At 62.9% G+C, this 17,942-nt stretch carries 20 protein-coding genes; 5 read left to right on the forward strand and 15 right to left on the reverse strand.

Translation table 11 applies throughout. The features are described 5' to 3' along the window. Positions 1-140: 140 nt before the first annotated feature. The 3 genes from ribA to AC07VI_RS15925 all read left to right on the forward strand — a co-directional run bounded on the left by ribA (position 141) and on the right by AC07VI_RS15925 (position 3,233). The gene (ribA, locus tag AC07VI_RS15915) at positions 141-794 is read left to right on the forward strand and encodes a GTP cyclohydrolase II (RefSeq protein ID WP_076571963.1); all 654 of its coding nucleotides are present in this window, start codon (positions 141-143) and stop codon (positions 792-794) included. 64 nt (positions 795-858) lie between these two features. After that, positions 859-2,259 (forward strand): S1 family peptidase, encoded by a 1,401-nt coding sequence (locus AC07VI_RS15920; RefSeq protein WP_086146424.1) that lies wholly within the window; start codon positions 859-861, stop codon positions 2,257-2,259. Further along, positions 2,256-3,233 (forward strand): FHA domain-containing protein, encoded by a 978-nt coding sequence (locus tag AC07VI_RS15925; RefSeq protein WP_099419439.1) that lies wholly within the window; start codon positions 2,256-2,258, stop codon positions 3,231-3,233. The genes AC07VI_RS15920 and AC07VI_RS15925 overlap by 4 nt, the downstream gene beginning before the upstream one ends. A 97-nt stretch (positions 3,234-3,330) precedes the next feature. Here AC07VI_RS15925 and AC07VI_RS15930 read toward each other — a convergent pair whose 3' ends face one another. Then, the gene (locus tag AC07VI_RS15930) at positions 3,331-3,987 is read right to left on the reverse strand and encodes a CCXG family PEP-CTERM protein (RefSeq protein WP_086146460.1); all 657 of its coding nucleotides are present in this window, start codon (positions 3,985-3,987) and stop codon (positions 3,331-3,333) included. 525 nt (positions 3,988-4,512) lie between these two features. Between AC07VI_RS15930 and AC07VI_RS15935 the strand changes: the two genes are divergently transcribed. Next, positions 4,513-4,842 carry an MmcQ/YjbR family DNA-binding protein gene (locus tag AC07VI_RS15935; RefSeq protein ID WP_086146426.1) on the forward strand — a complete coding sequence of 110 codons (330 nt, stop codon included), beginning with the start codon at positions 4,513-4,515 and terminating at the stop codon, positions 4,840-4,842. Between the two features lie 18 nt (positions 4,843-4,860). Here AC07VI_RS15935 and AC07VI_RS15940 read toward each other — a convergent pair whose 3' ends face one another. Then, positions 4,861-5,481 (reverse strand): TetR/AcrR family transcriptional regulator, encoded by a 621-nt coding sequence (locus AC07VI_RS15940; RefSeq protein ID WP_086146427.1) that lies wholly within the window; start codon positions 5,479-5,481, stop codon positions 4,861-4,863. A gap of 93 nt (positions 5,482-5,574) precedes the next feature. On the opposite strand from AC07VI_RS15940, the gene AC07VI_RS15945 reads away from it, so the two are divergent. Then, positions 5,575-6,807: an MFS transporter gene (locus AC07VI_RS15945; protein WP_099374946.1), complete on the forward strand. Its 1,233-nt coding sequence runs from the start codon at positions 5,575-5,577 to the stop codon at positions 6,805-6,807. 3 nt (positions 6,808-6,810) lie between these two features. Here AC07VI_RS15945 and AC07VI_RS15950 read toward each other — a convergent pair whose 3' ends face one another. The 13 genes from AC07VI_RS15950 to nuoI all read right to left on the reverse strand — a co-directional run bounded on the left by AC07VI_RS15950 (position 6,811) and on the right by nuoI (position 17,933). Then, the gene (locus tag AC07VI_RS15950) at positions 6,811-7,113 is read right to left on the reverse strand and encodes a hypothetical protein (protein WP_172404779.1); all 303 of its coding nucleotides are present in this window, start codon (positions 7,111-7,113) and stop codon (positions 6,811-6,813) included. Between the two features lie 57 nt (positions 7,114-7,170). Then, positions 7,171-8,334: a PQQ-dependent sugar dehydrogenase gene (locus tag AC07VI_RS15955; protein WP_492995054.1), complete on the reverse strand. Its 1,164-nt coding sequence runs from the start codon at positions 8,332-8,334 to the stop codon at positions 7,171-7,173. Positions 8,335-8,371: 37 nt separating this feature from the next. Continuing rightward, entirely contained in the window at positions 8,372-8,872 is a 501-nt protein-coding gene (gene ispF / locus AC07VI_RS15960; RefSeq protein ID WP_086146431.1) for a 2-C-methyl-D-erythritol 2,4-cyclodiphosphate synthase, read from the reverse strand. 11 nt (positions 8,873-8,883) lie between these two features. Next, positions 8,884-9,591 (reverse strand): 2-C-methyl-D-erythritol 4-phosphate cytidylyltransferase, encoded by a 708-nt coding sequence (gene ispD / locus AC07VI_RS15965; RefSeq protein ID WP_086146432.1) that lies wholly within the window; start codon positions 9,589-9,591, stop codon positions 8,884-8,886. 12 nt (positions 9,592-9,603) lie between these two features. Then, the gene (locus AC07VI_RS15970; RefSeq protein ID WP_494808809.1) at positions 9,604-10,311 is read right to left on the reverse strand and encodes a hypothetical protein; all 708 of its coding nucleotides are present in this window, start codon (positions 10,309-10,311) and stop codon (positions 9,604-9,606) included. Continuing rightward, positions 10,308-10,865 (reverse strand): NUDIX domain-containing protein, encoded by a 558-nt coding sequence (locus AC07VI_RS15975; RefSeq protein WP_086146461.1) that lies wholly within the window; start codon positions 10,863-10,865, stop codon positions 10,308-10,310. Before AC07VI_RS15975 ends, AC07VI_RS15970 begins: the two co-directional genes overlap by 4 nt. 75 nt (positions 10,866-10,940) lie before the next feature. Beyond that, positions 10,941-11,270, reverse strand: a complete 330-nt coding sequence (locus AC07VI_RS15980; RefSeq protein WP_086146434.1) for a DUF2818 family protein — start codon at positions 11,268-11,270, stop codon at positions 10,941-10,943. Between the two features lie 3 nt (positions 11,271-11,273). Beyond that, complete coding sequence (nuoN, locus tag AC07VI_RS15985) at positions 11,274-12,776, reverse strand: NADH-quinone oxidoreductase subunit NuoN (RefSeq protein WP_076567089.1); 1,503 nt, start codon at positions 12,774-12,776, stop codon at positions 11,274-11,276. 16 nt (positions 12,777-12,792) lie between these two features. Continuing rightward, positions 12,793-14,292: an NADH-quinone oxidoreductase subunit M gene (locus tag AC07VI_RS15990; protein WP_086146435.1), complete on the reverse strand. Its 1,500-nt coding sequence runs from the start codon at positions 14,290-14,292 to the stop codon at positions 12,793-12,795. A gap of 29 nt (positions 14,293-14,321) precedes the next feature. Further along, positions 14,322-16,394 (reverse strand): NADH-quinone oxidoreductase subunit L, encoded by a 2,073-nt coding sequence (gene nuoL / locus AC07VI_RS15995; protein ID WP_086146436.1) that lies wholly within the window; start codon positions 16,392-16,394, stop codon positions 14,322-14,324. A 46-nt stretch (positions 16,395-16,440) separates the two neighbouring features. Further along, positions 16,441-16,749 carry an NADH-quinone oxidoreductase subunit NuoK gene (gene nuoK, locus AC07VI_RS16000; RefSeq protein ID WP_010399724.1) on the reverse strand — a complete coding sequence of 103 codons (309 nt, stop codon included), beginning with the start codon at positions 16,747-16,749 and terminating at the stop codon, positions 16,441-16,443. After that, positions 16,746-17,378: an NADH-quinone oxidoreductase subunit J gene (locus AC07VI_RS16005; protein ID WP_076567084.1), complete on the reverse strand. Its 633-nt coding sequence runs from the start codon at positions 17,376-17,378 to the stop codon at positions 16,746-16,748. The genes nuoK and AC07VI_RS16005 overlap by 4 nt, the downstream gene beginning before the upstream one ends. A 66-nt stretch (positions 17,379-17,444) precedes the next feature. Then, positions 17,445-17,933: an NADH-quinone oxidoreductase subunit NuoI gene (gene nuoI / locus AC07VI_RS16010; RefSeq protein ID WP_492995061.1), complete on the reverse strand. Its 489-nt coding sequence runs from the start codon at positions 17,931-17,933 to the stop codon at positions 17,445-17,447. Positions 17,934-17,942 lie beyond the last annotated feature (9 nt).

Here is a 17,942-nt window from a genome sequence, read left to right on the forward strand (position 1 = left end):
CTCATCACCAGACATTGCAACGACCGAATGGCAGCCGGGGAAAACGTTTCCCTGCTTTTTGGTATGATGGCAAGGCGCGCCGGCACCGGAGTGGTGTCGCGCGCCTTTTATTTTTGACAATTACTTATATGAGCACAACCATGCAAAGCGGCGCAGACCTCCTGGCGACAGGCGAATTGGATTACACGACTTCCTGCGCCTTGCCGACGCCGTGGGCCCAGTTCACCCTGCACGCCTTTGTCGAGCACGCCACGGGCAAGGAACACCTGGCCATGGTGCTGGGCGACGTCGGCAACGGCGAACCGGTCCTGGCGCGCGTGCATTCCGAGTGCCTGACGGGCGACGTGCTGTTTTCGCAGCGCTGCGACTGCGGCGCCCAGCTCGAAGGGGCGCTGAAACGCATCGCCGAGGAAGGCCGCGGCGTGTTGCTGTATTTGCGCCAGGAAGGACGCGGCATCGGCCTGATCAACAAGATCCGCGCCTACCGCCTGCAGGAAGCGGGCGCCGACACGGTGCAGGCGAACGAGCAGCTGGGCTTCAAGGCCGACGCCCGCAATTACGCCTTGTGCAAGCCCATGTTTGCGCAATTCGGCATCGACAGCCTGCGTTTGATGACGAACAACCCGCGCAAGATCGCGGCCATGGAAGCGCTGGGCATCACGGTGGCCGAGCGCGTGCCCCTGCTGGTCAACCGCAACGCCTTCAACCAGCATTACCTGAATACCAAGCAAAGCAAGCTGGGCCACATGATGACGCCGGTGACGGCGCCGGCGCTGGAAGACGGCGCCCTGTAATTGCCGCACTGGCGCGCAGGCGGCGCCACCGGGGCAGGTGCTCCCGCTCACGCACAAAGGATGCATGAAATTATCTAACTTCGCCCTCCTGCTGGCCGGCCTGTGCGCCACCGCCGGCGCGCAGGCGGCGCCGGCCGCAGCACCGGCCGCCTCCGCCGCATCGGTTCCTCCCGTCAAGCCGCCGCCGGCCACCGCCGCCCCCGCCGCCAACGAACACGCGGCCCTGCCGCCGCCCTCGTCGGCCGCGCAAAAACTGTACACGGCCGCGCGCGCCGACATCCTGCAAGTGCGCGTGCTGCTGAAAAACGGCCGCACGCAGTCGTCGGTGGGCTCGGGCTTTTTGATCGGCACGGGCGACCTGGTGGTGAGCAACTATCACGTGGTGTCGCAGTTCGCGCTCGACCCCGATACCTATGTGGGCGAATGGGTCGACACCAGCGGCCAGCGGGGCAACGTGGAATTGCTGGCCGTCGACGTGCTGCACGACCTGGCCGTGCTGCGCGTGAACCGACACGGCACGGGGTTTTTCAAGATGCCCGAGCAGCTGGCGCCGCTGACCCAGGGCCAGTACCTGTATTCGATGGGCAATCCGCTGGACCTGGGCTTTGCCATTTCGGAAGGCGCGTACAACGGCGTCGTCACGCGCAGCTTCTACGACCAGCTGATGTTTACGGGGCCGATCAATTCCGGCATGAGCGGCGGCCCCAGCGTCACGGCGAATGGCGATGTCGCCGGCATCAATGTCTCGAAACGCCTCGACGGCGAACTCGTCAGTTTTCTCGTGCCGGCCCGCTATGCACAGCAATTGCTGGCCAAGGCGGCGCAGCAAGGCAAGCCGCCGAAGGACTTCAAGCCGCTGGTGACGGCCCAGCTGCTGGCGCACCAGGACGTGATGCTGGCGCGCCTGCTCGACACGCCCCTGAGCCTGAAAGCCATGGGCCCGTACCGCGTGCCCGTGCGCGAATCGGACCAGATGCGCTGCTGGGGCCGCTCCAACGTGAAAGCCGACAAGCCCTACACGATAGACAACACGAGCTGCGCCATGGAATCGGCCCTCTTCATTTCCGGCGCCCTGCAAACGGGGCAGGTGTCGATGCGCCACGAGTTTTTGCGCAGCAGCGAGCTGGGCGCCCTGCGCTTTTCCCAGCTGGCCAGCGCCTCGTTCAAGAACGAAAATTTCGGCAACTACAAGAGCGCGAACCTGACGGGCCCCCATTGCACCGAGCAGTTCGTCAAGAATGCCACCCTGCCCCTGCGCGCCGTCCTGTGCGTGCGCGCCTACCGCAAATTTACCGGCCTGTACGATTTTGCCCTGCTGGCCGCCAGCACCGATGAGCCACTGATGAGCTTGCAAAGCCGCATCGACGCGCGCGGCGTGTCCTACGCCAACGGCGTGCGCGTCACCCGCACCTTCCTCGAAGCGCTGTCGCGCGCCCCTTCCGCCAGCGGCGCGCGCAAGCCATGAAAGCGCCCTATCACATCGAAATCCTCGCCGCAAATGGCGACGTGGAACGGCGCCAGCGCATCGCCAGCCTGCCGATCCGCATCGGCCGCGGCTACGACAATGACTTCATCCTCGACGATGCGCACACGGCGCCCGCCCACGCCATCGTCGAGGATGATGGCGCAGGCGGCCTCCTGCTGCGCGACCTGGGCAGCCAGAATGGCGTGATCCACCTCGGCCAGCGCCAGACGCAGGTGGCCCTGGATGGCAACAGCGTCGTGCGCCTGGGCCACACGCGACTGCGTGTGCGCGCCAGCGACCATCCGGTGGCGCCCGAACTGAGCGACACGACCATGCACAACTGGGAAGGCTTGCGCCCCGCCATGGCCGGCCTCGTCATGATCGGCGCTTCGGCCGCCTTCAGCAACTGGCTGGGCGACGCGGAAGCGTTCGATCCGATTTCTTACCTGATGGTCATCGCCTCCGCGCTGGGCGCTGGCCTCGTGTGGGCCGCCATCTGGGCCGTGGCGAACCGCCTGTTCGGCCACACGGCCCGCTTCGGCCGCCACCTGTTCATCATCGGCTGCGGCTTGCTGGCCATGGAAGCGTGGGAACTGGGCAGCAACATGGCTGCGTATGCGCTCTCGCTGGAACTGCTGACGCGCTACGGACGGCATATGTTCATCGTCATTGTATGCGCCATGATCTACTACCATTTGTGCACGATCAAACCCCAGCATCCGCGCCGCTTCGGGCTCGTCAGCGTGGTGCTGGCCATCATCGGCTCGACCTTGATACTGCTGAGCAACTTGCAGATCAGCGGCCGCCTCGCGGATGAACTGTACATGTCCGCGATCTACCCGCCGGCGCTGCGCCTGAGCCCCGATCACGCGACGGACGCCTTCTTCCGCGATGCGGCCGCCCTGCAGCGCGGCGCCGATGCGGAGCGCGGCAAGTCCTCCAGGGGCGAGGCGGACGACGACGGCGACGAATAAGCGACGCCGACCGCGCATGCACAAAGCCCGCCGCGTCCTTGCAGACGGGCGGGCTTTTTAGCGCGCGCCCTCAGGCGCGCATGTCGGCGATAAAAGCTTAGAAATTGCTTTCCTGCTTGCGGCGCGCCGTAAAGCCCAGCAAGCCCAGGCCGACCAGCAGCATGGCGTAGGTGGTCGGTTCCGGCACGGCCGAGATCAAGCCGTCCTTGGCGCCGAAGCTGACGAAATTATTATTGCCGGCCTTGAATTGCGCTTGCTGGCCGCCATCGCAGCAGCCTTCCAGGCCGTAGATGCTCAGGGTGTGGTTGCCGGCCGACAAGGAGCTCGAACCGCTGAGGAACTGGCTGCCATTGTTGTAGTTGCCTGCCCACCACATGTCGTTGCTCTTGAAGTCCAGCGCCACGCCGTCGAGGAACAGGGCGCCGCCCTTGCCGAAATCGACGCCGCTGCGGAAACTCCAGGCGCCTGCATCGGCCGCGCTGACGCCAAAGTTGATGACGGATTTGAAGGCAATGTTCGAGCCGCTGCCAAACAGGCCGCTGTTGTTGACGTTGTCATAGCTGGCGATGGTCGTCGAGCCGTAGCCGGCGCCGGGCGTGGCCACGGCGGCGTTCACCACGGACTGGTAAGCGGCGGCGGAAGCTTGCGCGCCGGCATTCGAGAAACCGGTGGACAGGGTGATGGTGCTGGCGTTCGCGTGGGCAAACACACCGACGGCGATCAGGGACAGGGCGATTTTAGGCAAGTTTTTCATGATGGTATCCAGTAAGTAAGTATTCAGTGGGCGCGGCAAACGGGCGCTGGAGCTGAATACACGCTGCATTGAGGCGTGTCGGCATAGCGCAAGCATTGCAAGGATGAGCGGTCGGGAGCGTAACTTCCGCGCAAGATCGCGGACTTGCGGCGTGCCGTGGCGGCACTGCAAGCATCCTGGAAAGGGGTCGGGTTCCCGGGACAAAGTCAGACGGTTGACGGGTCAGGTAAGACGTTGAAGCCATTCTATCTTAAATTCCCCATAAGAAAAGTATTTTTCTTTTAACCATGAAAGATATTTTTCTAACAAGCACTTTCCTGGCTGGCAAAAAGCGCCCCGCATCCCCCTGATGCAGGGGCGGCGCGCCCGTGCCGGCGGCCTGCGGCGTGTCGCGGCGGCGCCACAGACGGGTCTGTCACTGTCGCATCGCCCGCACTTCTTTTCGCATGCCGCTGCACCACGGGGCGAAACAGCATGGCAAAATGCACACATGCAGCTATCTGTCCGATGAGGGGGAAAGAGGAAATGGTCGACCTGGAAGAACTACGCTATCTGGCACTGTCGTTTCCCGACACCACCGAGGAAGAACACCACGACCGTCCGGCCTTCCGCGTGGGCGGGAAGATCTTTGCCACCCTGCCCGACGACGAGCACATCAACGTGCTGCTCGATGCGGAAGCGGCGCATATCGCCACCGTGATCACGCCCGCCGGCTGTGAAAAACTGTGGTGGGGCGAACGCCTGGCCGGCATCACCGTGTGCCTGGCGGACGCCGAACTGGACATGCTGGCCGCCGCCCTGACGGCCGCCTGGCGGCGCAAGGCGCCGCGCGACCTGGCCGGGACCATCGACTGAACGGGGAGGAAGCGCCCGCTACAGCGGCCAGTTACGCAGCAGCAGGGCCACCATCTGGTGTAATTGCTCGCGCGACACGCCGGCCGCCGCCTGGATCGCCATGCCCTGCGACAGGGTCACGACAAAGCGCGCCTGCTGCTCGGGACAGGAATCGGCCGGCAAATCCCCTTCTTCCCTGGCGCGCCGCAAGCGGTCGCGCAGCTTGATCTCGCCGCGCAGGCGGCGCGCAAACAATTCATCGCGGATCGGCAAGGCATCGTCGCTGCAGGCCAGCGCCGCATTGACGCCCATGCAGCCGTGCGGGCCGTCGGGCATTGTTTGCGCATCGACATACTGCGTCAGCAACGCTTCGATCACCAGGCGCGCCGTCGGCTGCTCCAGCGCCGCATCGAAAAACTGCATGCGCGTATCGCTGTAGCGCTCGAGCGCCTTGTGGAACAGCTGCTCCTTGTTACCGAAGACGGCATACAGGCTGGGCCGGTTCATGCCCATGGCTTTCGTCAATTCCGGCAGCGAGCTGCCTTCATAGCCCTTTTCCCAGAACACTTTCATGGCGCAATCGAGCGCCTCGTCCGCATCGAACGTGCGTGGCCGGCCCGTTTTCGCCTTGCCCGCTTCCTCTGTTTTATCTTGTTTCATACCGTTCGGTAAAAAATTTATTGACAACACTGTCTGCCTGCCCTGATTATATACCGACCGGTTAAAAACCCCCCGGCTTTTCAGGAACTCGACATGCAGACATCCACTCCCTCTTCCGCGCCGTCCGCGGCCACCAGCGACGATACCACCGTGGCGCCCTGGCTGGCGGTATTATCCGTCGGCATCGGCGCCTTTGCCCTCGTCACCTCCGAATTCCTGCCCGTCGGCCTGCTGCCGGCCATGGCGGCCGAACTGGCCATCAGCAAGGGCCAGGCGGGGCTGATGATCACCACGCCCGGCATCGTCGCCGCGTTTGCCGCCATTCTGGTCACCGTCGGCTCGGGCCGCCTGGACCGCCGCATCGTGCTGCTGGCCCTGACGGCCCTGCTGGTCGCCTCGAACCTGCTGGTGGCGCTGGCGCCGTCGTATGGCTGGATCTTGCTGGGACGCGCCCTGCTGGGCGTGGGCGTGGGCGGCTTCTGGGCCATCGGCAGCGCCATCGGGCCGCGCCTGGTCGCGCCGCGGCACGCGTCGCGCGCCATGTCCATCATCTTTGCCGGCGTGTCGCTGGGCACGGTGGCGGGCGTGCCGGCCGGCGCGCTGGTGGGCGAGCTGGTGGGCTGGAGGGTGGCCTTCGGCGCGGCCAGCGCCATCGCCGTGCTGGTCTTCATCGGCCAGCTGTTGCTGCTGCCCCGGCTGCCGCCCACGCAAGCCGTCCGCCTGCGCCAGCTGCCGATGATCTTCGGCATCCGCAAGGCCAGGCTGGGCCTGATCGCCACGGCCATGCTGTTCACGGGGCAGTTCGCCGCCTACACGTATATCGCGCCCTTCCTCACGCAAATCTCGCACCTGGCGGCCGGCACGGTCAGCGCCATGCTGCTCGTGTACGGCGCCGCCGGCTTCATCGGCAACCTCGTCGGCGGCTGGGCTGCCGGGCGCCATGAGCGGGCCGCGCTGATGGTGACGGGCGCCGTGCTGGGCGTATCGACCCTGGCGCTGGCCGCGCTGGGCAGCCATGCGCTGACGGCCATGCTGCTGGTGGCCGTCTGGGGCTTCGGTTTCGGCGCCATGCCGATCGCCGTGCAGACGTGGATGTTCAAGGCGGCGCCGGAGCTGATGGAAGGCAGCAGCGCACTCTTCGTTGCGATTGTGCAAGTATCGCTGGCGTCGGGCGCATTACTGGGGGGCATGGCCGTCGACCGGCTGGGCGTATCGAGCGCGATGGTGGTGGGTGGCGCGTTCGCCCTCGGCTGCGCCTTGACGATCGCGCTGTTCGGCAAGCCGCAGGTCGCCGCCAAGGCCGGCGCGGCGTGCGCCGCGTCATAGGTATCAGATGCGGCCGCGCCGGAATTCGCCGAGGAATTTCGCCACTTCGGCCGGCGTCATGGGCACGTCGGCATCGCCGTGATACGCGTACAGGAAGGGCGTGCCGCCCAGGCGGTCCGTCAGCTTGGCAAAGAGCAAGAAACGGCTGCCCAGCGGATAGCGCTGCAGGTCCGTCAGGCGGCGCGAGCACTGCACGGCCAGTTCCGGCGAAAAAGCCTGGCCCGGCACGGGACGGATTTCCACGCGGCCATGGACGGCGCGCGATTCGACGGCAACATGCCGGTATGCATAAGTATCACGGGCCATGCCGCCACCTTGAATGAAATAAAGGCGCCATCTTAAGCGAAGTGGGCGCCTGCCGTGCTACTGCGGCACGATGCGCAGCAAACGGCCATTGTCTTCGTCTGTCAGCGCATACAGGTAGCCGTCCGGTCCCTGGCGCACGTCGCGCACGCGCGCGCCGATGGCCAGGCGGTCCTGCCCCGTCACCTTGCCGTTCGCATCGACGGCGATGCGGCGGATATCCCCGGCCGCCAGGCCGCCGCTGAAGATGCTGCCGCGCCAGGCGGCGATCTTGTCGCCCGTGTAGACGGCCAGCCCCGACGGCGCCGGCGACGGCACCCAGGCCACGCTCGGATTGAGCATGCCGGGCACCTCATGCTTGCCGACGGGTTCGTGCGTCTTGTAGTCGGCGCCATAGCTTTGCAGCGGCCAGCCGTAGTTGCCGCCCGCCACTATCAGGTTCAGTTCATCACCGCCGTACGGGCCGTGTTCCGTCGCCCACACGCGGCCGGAAACAGGGTCGAGCGCCAGGCCCTGCACGTTGCGGTGGCCATACGACCAGATTTCCGGCAAGGCCCCCCTGGCGGCCAGCGGATTGCCGGGCGCCGGTTTGCCGTCTTGCGTCAGGCGCAGGATGGAACCCTGGTGCGTGGCCAGGTTCTGCGCCTGTTCGCGGGCCAGGCGGTCGCCGATGCGCAGCGGCGGATTGCCGCCGTCGGCCACGCTCATCAGCAAGCTGCTGTCCGGCAGCCACAGCAGGCGCGAGCCGAAATGCTGGCCGCCGCTCTTGTCGGTCGCCACCTTGAACAGGGTCTCGATGCCCGTCACCTTCTTGCCGTCGAACACGCCGCGCACGAGGGTCGTGCGGTTGGCGTCATTCGTGCCCGTCGACACCGTCATGTACACGCGCGGGTTCGGCTTGCCCGCGTCCTGCGGATGAATGACGATATCGAGCAGGCCGCCCTGCCCGCCCGTAAACACCTTGGGCATGCCTTCCAGCGCGACATCCTCGAATTTCTTGCCATTGAGCAGATGCAAGCTGCCCTGCTTGCTGGTGACCAGCGCGCGCCCCTCGCCCAGCCAGGCGATGCCCCACGGCTGGCGCACACCCTGCGCGACGGTCTCGGCCTTCCAGCCCTGTCTGGCGGCGGGTGGCTCTCCCGTGGCCTGCAGTTCGGCGTGGGCCGCTGGCGCGGCAGTCAATGCCCATGCAAGCAAGATGCTGGTACGGCGTAACTGGAACATGGCGACTCCTGTCGGTGATCGATCAATGGCGGGCCTCTCAGGCGCGCAGCAGCAAGGCCACGGCTTCGGCCGCGATGCCCTCTTCGCGGCCCAGGTAGCCCAGCTTTTCATTCGTCTTGGCCTTGATGTTGACCTGACCCACGGTCACGCCCAGGTCTTCGGCCACGTTGGCGCACATGGCGGCGATGTGCGGCGCCATTTTCGGGCGCTGGGCGATGATGGTGGCGTCGATATTGCCGATGATATAACCGGTCGCCTGCACGCGGCGCACGGCTTCGCGCAGCAGGGTGCGCGAATCGGCGCCCTTGAATTGCGCGTCCGTGTCGGGGAAATGGCGGCCGATGTCGCCCAGGGCGGCGGCGCCGAAGATGGCGTCCGTAATCGCGTGCAGCAGCACGTCCGCGTCGGAGTGGCCGAGCAGGCCCAGGTGATGGGGAATCTTCACGCCGCCGATGATCAGGTCGCGGTTTTCGACCAGCGCGTGGCAGTCATAGCCCTGGCCGATACGAAATGGGAGGTCGGGAGTCGTTGTATTCATATTGTTCTCTTTCAAATGCGGGGGTTGGCCAGGTACAGCTCGGCCGTGTGGATGTCGCGCGGCAGGGTCACCTTCAGGTTGCGCGGGTGGCCCTCGACCAGTTTCGGCGCCAGGCCCAGCGCCTCGACGGCGCTGGCGTCGTCCGTGATCGCTTGCGGGTCGGGCGCCTGCGACAAGGCCCGGTGCAGCAAGGCATAGCTGAACATCTGCGGCGTCTGCGCCAGCCACAGGCCGTCGCGCGGCACCGTCTGCGCCGACACATTGGCCGGCCCGGCCCGCTTGACGGTGTCGACCACGGGCAAGGCCAGCAAGCCGCCGGCCGCATGGTCGCCGACTTCGGTGATGAGCTTGGCGATCAGCGCCGGCGTCAGGCCGGGACGGGCCGCGTCGTGCACCAGCACCTGGTCATGGCCATCCATGCTGCCCTGCAAGGCCTGCAGCCCGTTCAGGATGCTTTCCATGCGCGTGGCGCCGCCGCAGCGCAGCACAGTGACGCCCTGCTCCGGCACGACCGTGTCGATGACGCCATCGTCGGCGCTGACGACGACATAGGTGTGCGCGATCAGGGGACTGGCGAGAAAAGCGTCGAGCGCGTGGCGCAGCATGGGCTTGCCGGCGATGGCTAAATATTGCTTGGGACTGCCCGCCTCCATGCGCGCGCCCACGCCGGCGGCGGGGATCAGGGCAAAATAACGGACGGTGTTCGGTGCTGCGGTCATGCCATTCCTTATCTAGTTGGTCGGCGCGGCCTTGCCGGCCAGGATGTTCTGGATTTCACCTTTGCACGCCTTGCCCAGGCGCGCATATTCTTGCGGAGAATCAATGGCGGCCTGCAAGATTTCCACCTTGCGCATTTCCGCCTTGATGTAGGGCAACCAGCCCGTGTCGATCTCGCGCGCCAGCGCCGCCTTGGCCGTGCCGCTGGGCGCATACAGGGGGCGCGCCTCGAAGCGCCGGGCCAGCGCCGCGCGCACGGTCTTTTCCACGCGCGGCAGGTGTTCCATATAGGTTTTCATGTGCCGCAGCTCGTGCGCGAGTATTTCATCATACGCGCACGTGCCGGGAGCAAACTCGCGGCCGATGTAGATCACCACGGGCGCATACGTGAGGGTCACGGTAATCTGCGGCGCCACGCATTCATAGCCGCTGGCCGGGTCTTGCAGCATGGGGCCGGCCAGGGCGATGGCCACGCGCGAATCGGTCTTCGTCAGGCCCAGCACCCAGGCATCGGCGCGCGCCGTGCCCTTCATCACCGTCAGCGCCTTGTATGGCAGGTGCGTGTCGATGGTATAGCCGTTCTGCTGCGCCGTCAGCACGGACACCGTCTTGCTGATCGTGTCTTCGCAGCGCACCTGGAACGGCGTGCGCTGCGCCCCGTGTGCGCCCAGGCTGGCCGACGCCAGCAGCAGGAAGATCGCCGTGCGCATGCGCAGGATCAAGCCGGTTGCCAGGCGCCGCTGGTAATCTTGTCGAGCCAGAAGATGCCGATGACGGTCTTCACGTCCGTGATCGTGCCATCCCTGACCCAGTCGAGCAACTGCGGCACGGTGGCCGTAAACGTTTCGAGGAATTCGCCCTCGTCGAGCTGGCGTTCGCCGGCCACGAGTCCGCGCGCCAAAAACAGTTCCAGGTGTTCGTCGGAATACGCGATGGCGTTATGGATGGTGGCAACGAATTGCCAGTCGCTGGCCGTGTAGCCCGTTTCTTCCAGCAACTCGCGCTGGGCGCAGGCCAGGTGGGCCTCGCCCGCATCGATCTTGCCGGCCGGGAATTCAATAAACACCCGGTCCAGCGGATAGCGGTACTGGCGCTCCATCAGCACGGTGCCGTCATCGAGCAGGGGCAGGATGACGACGGCGCCCGGATGCAGGACGAATTCGCGCGCCGTGATCTTGCCGTCGGGCAGCGCAACGCGGTCGCGCTGCACGCGCAGGAAGCCGCCCTGGTAGACGAGTTCGCCGTCCACCTTGGTCTCAGTTAAATTCATATCCATGCGTTCAGTATCCATACGTTGATTATGCTCAATAAAAAAAAACGGCGCCAGAGGCGCCGCTTTCGGTCGATGGGGCTAATGTCGTTTGCGCAGGTAGCGGGTGACAAAGCCTGGGAAAGCCAGCACCAGGAACAGGCAGCCGGTGATGGCGTAGAACTCCCATGTCTGCGGGAAAGCGTTGCCGATGCGCGCTTCAAGCGCGAACGCCACGGCGCCGACGATGAAGTACAGAATCACCATCTCCAGCAGGCGCAGCGCCAGCGGCTTGCGCCAGCCTTTGCCCCCGTCTGCCTGCGCCGCCTTTTTCAGCGGCACGGCGGCAAACAGTTTCTCGTTCAGGAAAGGCAGGTTGGCGCCCAGGATGCCCAGGGCGATCACCAGCCAGCTCGAGACGGTGACATCCATCGGTCAGGACGCCAGGGTCTTGGTGATGGCCGTCGCGCAGGCAGCCAGGATGCTGTTAGGCATCACACCGAGGGCCAGGACGAACACGCCGTTCAGGGCCAGCACGACGCGCATGTCGCCATGCACGACCAGCGCATTGCTGTCGCTCGGCTCGTCGAACCACATCATCTTGACGACGCGCAGGTAGTAGAAGGCGCCGATCAGCGAGAACAGCACGGCGGCGATGGTCAGCCACAGCTGGCCCGTGGCCAGCACGGAAGCGAGCACCGAGTACTTGGCCATGAAGCCCATCAGTGGCGGCACGCCAGCCAGCGAGAACATGAACAGGGTCATCACCAGGGCAAAGATCGGGCTGCGTTTGCCCAGGCCCTTGAAGTCGGCCAGTTCGTCTGCTTCGAAACCATTGCGTGCCAGCAACATGATCACGCCAAAGGTACCCAGGGTGGTAAACACGTAGGTGATGACGTAGTACATCGAGGCGCCGTAGGCGGTGGCTGCGCCGGCCGCGTTGAGCGTGTTGTTCGGCGCGTCGACGGTGCCCGACAGCAAGCCCAGCAGCACGAAGCCCATTTGCGCGATGGTCGAGTACGCCAACATGCGCTTCAAATTGGTTTGCGCAATGGCGGTGAAGTTACCGATGGCCAGCGACATCACGGCCAGCACCAGCAGCATTTGCTGCCAGTCATGCGCCATCGGCAGCAAGCCTTCGGCCAGCAAGCGCAGCGTGATGGCGAAGGCGGCCAGTTTCGGCGCCGCGCCCAGCAGCAGGGTCACGGCCGTCGGCGAACCTTGATACACGTCAGGCACCCACATGTGGAATGGCACGACGCCCAGTTTGAAGGCCAGGCCGGCTACCAGGAACACCAGGCCGAAGACCATGATGGTGCCGTTGGTCTTGCCGTTTTCCAGCGCCACCCGCAGTTCGCCCAGGTCCAGCGTGCCGGAGGCGCCGTACAGCATCGAGATACCGTACAACATGAAACCGGAAGCCAGCGCGCCCAGGATGAAGTATTTCATGGCCGCTTCCGTGGCCTTGGCATTGTCACGGCGCAGCGCGATCAGCGCGTACAGCGACAGCGACATCAGTTCCAGACCCAGGTAGATGATCAGGAAGTTGTTGGCCGAGATCATGATCATCTGGCCCAGCAGTGCAAACAGGGCCAGCACGTAGAACTCGCCGCCCAGGTTACCCGACAGCATGCTGCGGTCGGTGGCATAGGCACGCGAGTAGATCAGCGTCAGCGCCACGGCGCCGTACGAGAACAGTTTCAGCAACTGCGACATCGGGTCCGACACGAACATATTGTGGAACGTGTAGACGGTGGTGCCCGCGTTGAAGTCGCCCACGGTCAGCAAGGCGCAGCCGGCCAGGGTCAGCAAGGCCAGCACGTAAGTGATCGAACGCTTCGCCGCAGGCAAGAACATATCGATCAGCAAGAGCGCCGACGTGGCGATCAGCAGAAAGATTTCCGCGTACAGCGGTACCAGATTAGGTGCATTAGTCATGTTATCGGTCTTCTATTTAAGGCAACTTGCTGATGGCGACATGCTGCAGCAGGTCGGCAACCGAAGTTTGCATCGTGTCGGTGAACGGGGCTGGGTACAGACCCATCACGAGCACGGCGATGGCCAGCACAGCAAGCATGAAGAATTCACGTTTGTTGATGTCGGTCAATTCGGCCACGTGTTTGTTCTTGATCTTGCCGAACACCACGCGCTTGGCCATCCACAGCGAGTACGCCGCGCCCCAGATCAGTGCCGTTGCAGCCAGCAAGCCGATCCAGAAGTTGTATTTCACCGCGCCCAGGATCACCATGAACTCGCCGACGAAGCCGGACGTCGCTGGCAGACCGCAGTTGGCCATCGAGAACAGCACGAAGAAGGCGGCAAATTTCGGCATGCGGTTCACGACGCCGCCGTAGTCGGCGATGTTGCGGGTATGCATGCGGTCATACAGCACGCCGATGCACAGGAACATCGCGCCGGAGATGAAGCCGTGCGAGACCATCTGCACGATACCGCCCTGCACCGAAATGTCGTTGAACATGAAGAAGCCCAGGGTGACGAAACCCATGTGCGCGATCGATGAATAGGCGACCAGTTTTTTCATGTCGGTTTGCACCAGGGCAACCAGACCGATGTAGATGACGGCGATCAGCGACAGGGCGATCATGAAGCCCGACAGATAGTGGCTGGCGTCCGGCGTGATCGGCAGCGAGAAACGCAGGAAGCCGTAGGCGCCCAGTTTCAGCATGATGGCGGCCAGCACGGCGGAACCGCCCGTCGGCGCTTCCACGTGGACGTCCGGCAGCCATGTGTGGACGGGGAACATCGGCACTTTCACGGCAAACGCCATCAGGAAGGCCAGGAAGATGAAGATCTGCTCGTTCATCGTCAGCTTGAACGCATGCCAGGCCAGGATGTCGAAGGTGCCCGACACATTGCGCAGGTAGATGATGGCAACGAGGGTCAGCAGCGAACCGAAGAAGGTGTACAGGAAGAACTTGAACGACGCGTACACGCGGTTCGAACCGCCCCAGATACCGATGATGATGAACATCGGGATCAGGGTTGCTTCAAAGAAGAAGTAGAACAGCAAGCCGTCCAGCGCGCAGAACACGCCGATCATCAGGCCCGACAGGATCAAAAACGAGCCCATGTACTGGGCGATGCGCTTCTCGATCACTTGCCAAGCGGAAATGACGACGATGACCGTGATGAAGGCCGTCAGTGGAATGAACCACAGCGACAGGCCGTCGATACCCAGCGAATACCAGATATTGAAGGTTGCTATCCACGGTGCTTTTTCGACGAACTGCATGCCGTGGGCGGCGTTGTCGAAATGCTGGATCAGCGGCAAGGTGCACAGCATGCTGAGCACGGCGCCGGCCAGCGACAGCCAGCGGGTAAAGCCCGCTTTGCTGTCACGGCCGAGAGCCAGGACCAGGACGCCGCAAATGATCGGCACCCAGATCGACAGACTCAGGTAAGGAGGTAGTGTAGAAATCGTAGACTGCATCATGGTTCTCAGTATTCTTTTATCAGGTCAGCTTACTTAGCGGGCCAGAATGGCAGGAAATAGATCAGGAAGCCCAGCACGCCCAGGATCATCACGAATGCATAGTGATAGATGTAGCCGGTCTGCAACACTCGCGACAGCGAGGACAGCCAGGCGACGACCTTGGCGCTGCCATTGACGACGAAACCGTCGATCAGCTTCTTGTCACCGAAGTTCCACAGGCCATTACCCAGCAAGCGGGCACCGCCGGCGAACACGACTTCATTGAACTTGTCCATGTAGTACTTGTTGTCCAGCAGGGTGTGGATCGCGTGGAACTTGGCAAAGAACCAGGCCGGCACGCGCGGGTTGACCATGTAGCAGTAGTAGGCTGCCACCACGCCGGACAATGCCAGCCAGAACGGTGCCGTCGACAGGCCGTGCAGCGCCATCGCCATCGCGCCGTGGAATTCATGCGACAACTCTTCCATCGCCGGATGGTTTTCGCCCACAAAAATCACGCCCTTGAAGAAATCGCCATGCAGCATCGGGCCGATCGTCAGGTAACCGATGATGAGCGACGGAATCGCCAGCATCACCAGCGGGAACCACACGACGAACGGGGATTCATGCGGCTTCTGGCCAGGTTCCAGGCCGTGGTGGCCGTGGTCGTCTTCTTCATCGTGCGCGTCCGAATCATGCTTGGCCGCGTGATGGTCGTCATGACCGTGCGCATGCGCCTGGCCGAAGCGTTCCTTGCCGTGGAAGACGAGGAAATACATGCGGAACGAGTAGAAAGCGGTGACGAACACGCCAGCCAGCACGGCGAACTGGGCAAAGCCAGCGCCCCAGATGTGCGTCGCTTCGACGGCTTCGATGATGCTGTCTTTCGAGTAGAAACCGGAGAACAGCGGCGTGCCGATCAGGGCCAGCGAACCGATCAGCGACGTGATCCAGGTGATCGGCATGTATTTGCGCAGGCCGCCCATGTTGCGGATGTCCTGGTCGTGGTGCATGCCGATGATGACGGAACCGGCGCCCAGGAACAGCAGAGCCTTGAAGAATGCGTGCGTCATCAGGTGGAATACGGCCACGGAATACGCGGACGAACCCAGCGCCACGGTCATGTAGCCCAGTTGCGACAGTGTCGAATAAGCAACAACGCGCTTGATGTCGTTCTGGATGATGCCCAAAAAGCCCATGAACAGCGCCGTGATGGAGCCGATCACCAGGATGAAGGACAGTGCCGTGTCGGACAGTTCGAACAGCGGCGACATGCGCGAGACCATGAAGATACCGGCCGTCACCATCGTCGCGGCGTGGATCAGTGCCGAAATCGGGGTAGGACCTTCCATCGAGTCAGGCAGCCACACATGCAGCGGGAACTGCGCCGATTTGCCCATCGCGCCGATGAACAGGCAGATGCAGGCTACCGTCAGCAGGGCCCAGTCGGTGCCCGGCATCGTCAACAGCGCCAGTTCGTCTTTCTTGGCGAACACTTCCTGGTAGTTCATGGTGCCGGCGTAGGCCAGCAGCAGGCCGATGCCCAGGATGAAGCCGAAGTCGCCCACGCGGTTGACGAGGAAGGCCTTCATGTTGGCCACGATGGCCGTCGGACGCTGGTACCAGAAACCGATCAGCAGGTAAGAAACCAGGCCCACGGCTTCCCAGCCGAAGAACAGCTGCAGGAAGTTGTTGGCCATGACCAGCATCAACATCGAGAACGTGAACAGCGAGATGTAGGCGAAGAAGCGGTTGTAGCCTTCGTCATCCTTCATGTAGCCGATCGTATAGATATGCACCATCAGCGAAACGAAGGTGACCACGCACATCATCATCGCCGACAGCGAATCGATCTGGAAGCCCACTTCCATCTTCAGGGTGCCGATCGTCATCCAGTTATAGATCGTGCCATTGAATGTCGCGCCATCCATCACTGCCAGCAATGTCTGCACGGACAGGATGAACGCAATCAGTACGCCCAGGATCGTCGCGGTATGCGACGTCTTGCGTCCGACCAAATTACCCAGGAACTGGGTGCCAAGCAAGCCTGCAATCGCGGCACCGGCCAGCGGCGCCAGCGGTACGGCAAGAAGGAGGTTAGGGTTGAGGAGTTGCCCCGCCATGATGAACCTTAATCGTTATTATTCGAGAGATCGAGTCTGAAAAACATCAGCCTTTGAGGCTGTCCAGGTCTTCGACGTTGATGGTATCCAGATTACGGAACATCACCACCAGAATAGCCAGACCGATAGCCGACTCAGCGGCGGCAACCGTCAGGATGAAGAAAACGAAGATCTGACCGGCCGCGTCGCCCATGAAATGGGAGAACGCGATGAAATTCATATTCACCGCCAGCAGCATCAATTCGATTGCCATCAGCAATACGATGATGTTCTTGCGGTTCAGGAAAATACCGACGATCGAGATTGCGAACAGGATCGCGCCCAGGACCAGAAAATGTGTGAGCGATAGTGTCATGGTGCCTCCTTAACTTCCGGCTCAGCCGCAGGACGCTCGACGACCGCGTCCATCTTGATGATCTTCAGGCGGTCGTTGCGCTTGACGCGCACGGCATCGCCCGGAGCAAAATGCTTGGTGTCCTTGCGTTTGCGCAAAGTCAGTGCGACCGCGGCAACGATGGCCACCAGCAGCACGACGGCGGCGATTTCAAAGGCGAACACATATTTGGTGTAGATCAGCAGGCCCAGTTCCTTGGTGCCGCCCAGGTTGACGTTCACCGGCGCGATGCTAGGCGCAAAGTTGCGGAAACCGTGCCACAGGACGGCGGCCATTTCCAGCACGATGATCACGCCCACCGTCACGGACAATGGCAGATAGCCCCAGAAGCCTTCGCGCATGCGGTCGATATTGATATCGAGCATCATCACCACGAAGAGGAACAGCACCATCACGGCGCCGACATACACCAATACCAGCACGATGGCCAGGAATTCAGCTTGCAGCAGCATCCAGATGCCCGCTGCGGAAAAGAAGGACAGCACCAGGAACAGTACTGCGTGGACCGGATTACGGGCCGTGATGACGCGTGTCGCCGCTATGATCAGAATCAGCGCGAAGGCGTAAAACAAAATTGTTTTAAAGTCCATAAAAAACCCAATAGACGTACAGATGAACGAGGGGCGCGCCGCAGCTTCTCAGCTGCGGCGCATCCATCAGCGATAAGGTGCGTCGGCGGCGCGCGCAGCGGCGATGTCATTTTCATAACAATCGCCCACGGCCAGCAACATCTCTTTCGTGTAATACAAATCCCCGCGTTTCTCGCCGTGGTATTCCAGGATTTGCGTCTCGACGATCGAATCGACCGGGCAGGACTCTTCGCAGAAACCGCAGAAGATGCACTTGGTCAAGTCGATATCGTAGCGCGTGGTGCGGCGCGAGCCGTCGTCACGCTGTTCCGATTCGATCGTGATGGCCATCGCCGGGCAAACCGCTTCGCACAGTTTGCAGGCGATGCAACGTTCCTCGCCGTTCGGGTAGCGGCGCAGCGCGTGCAAGCCACGGAAACGCGGCGAGATCGGTGTCTTCTCTTCCGGGAATTGCACCGTGATCTTGCGCGAAAACATGTACTTGCCTGTCAGCGCCATGCCCTTGATCAGCTCGCCTAACAAGAGGCTGCTGAAGAAATCTTTTACCTTATCCATTCGTATGCA

Source organism: Janthinobacterium sp. GW821-FHT03A03, assembly GCF_059421435.1.